The organism is Micromonospora sp. NPDC049559 (genome assembly GCF_040676675.1).
In the GTDB taxonomy this organism is placed as follows: domain Bacteria; phylum Actinomycetota; class Actinomycetes; order Mycobacteriales; family Micromonosporaceae; genus JBFAPK01.
In genome coordinates, this window is the sequence record NZ_JBFAPK010000005.1 from 231,533 (window position 1) to 232,988 (window position 1,456).

At 63.5% G+C, this 1,456-nt stretch carries 2 protein-coding genes; both read right to left on the minus strand.

The features are described from left to right. On the minus strand, positions 1–1,104 hold a 1,104-nt coding region (locus AB0J86_RS09860; RefSeq protein ID WP_363855255.1), incomplete at its 3' end, for a DUF1906 domain-containing protein. A gap of 132 nt (positions 1,105–1,236) precedes the next feature. Beyond that, positions 1,237–1,456, minus strand: a 220-nt coding sequence (locus AB0J86_RS09865) for a hypothetical protein (protein ID WP_363855258.1), incomplete at its 5' end; no start/stop codon positions are given.

Genomic DNA, 1,456 nt, shown 5'->3' on the forward strand with positions numbered 1-1,456 from the left:
GCTCGGACTCCACGTCGCCGACACCGCCGACGCCGCAGTCGGAACATTAACCTGATTCTTCACCCAACCCGTCGACGACCCATACGTCTCAAACAACAGACCATTCTCAACCGTGTAAATATACCGCTGACCGCTCGGACTCCACGTCGCCGACACCGCCGACGCCGCAGTCGGAACATTAACCTGATTCTTCACCCAACCCGTCGACGACCCATACGTCTCAAACAACCGGCCGCCTTCAATGGTGTAGATGTACCGGAACCCTGCCGGACTCCACGTTGCCGACAGGACATCCGCAGCGGTCGGCACGTTGAGGGAGTTCTTCACCCATCCCGTCGCGGCGCCGAAGGTCTCGTACACCACCGCGCTCTCCAGGGTGTAGATGTAGCGACTCAACGGCACCGCGCCCGTGCTCCACTGACCGAAGTCGGTAGCAACCGCCTCGTCCAGGTCACAATCCGCGCCGCCGACCGTTATCCCGTTTTGAATCTGCCGCAGTTGCGCCCGGGAGTCCCACTGCCCGCCTGACCACGCGTACGTCTGCCAACCAAAGGTGATCTTTCCAGCGTCGAACAGGCGCTTGATGACGTAGTAACCGCCGTATGCACCAGTTCGACCGCGCCCGATGACCGAGGCGATACCGTCGAAATAGGAGTTGATAGCGGTCTGCTGTTCCGCAGTCGCGTCGAAGTCGACGCTGAAATAGATTGGTCGGCCCGCGGGCATGCCGCAGTCCTCCGCCTGAGCCTTCGCATCCTCCGCGTCGGCGACTCCCTTTGCGTAGCCTTGCAGTGCCGCGCTCGCGCCAGCCTCCCAATTAGAGACGATGTCGATTCCGGCATTGATCAGAGACTTGGCCTCGGACGGGGTCAGGTTCTTGTCCGGCGTGTGGCTCAGGTACCGGCAGACGAAGCTGTAGCCGCCCGCCTTGATCGCTGAGATGCTGGGACGACTCCATGAGTAGTCGAGCCCGCGCCGATTCGCGGCCATAGCGATCCCCGGCGCCGCGAGAGCACCGGTAGCGCCGAGGATCGCGGCGCCCGCACCCAACAGTACCGTCCGTCGCGACGGCCGCCCCGGCCGCCCGATAGGTTCGTTTTCCATGACAGCCTCTCCTAGATTCGAATTTTCTGATCAAGGCCATTCGCGCGGGCGGCGCCGACGGCCGGGGTGATTGACGAGGGTTGCTGGGAAAATGATCCGCCGACTACCAGATGGTGATGTGAGACGGTCGCGTCAGGACACGCCCCAGGTCGCGGAGAGAGCATCGGCGGCGGTCGGAACGTTGACCGAGCCCTTCACCCAACCGGTCGGGCTGCCGTAGATCTCCTGGACCGAGCCACCCTCGAGCGTGTAGAGGTAGCGACGGCCGTTGGCACCCCACGTGGCGGAGACGACCCCGGTGGCGCTGGGAACGTTGACGCGGTTCTTCACCCAACCCGTCGGGCTCGTACGT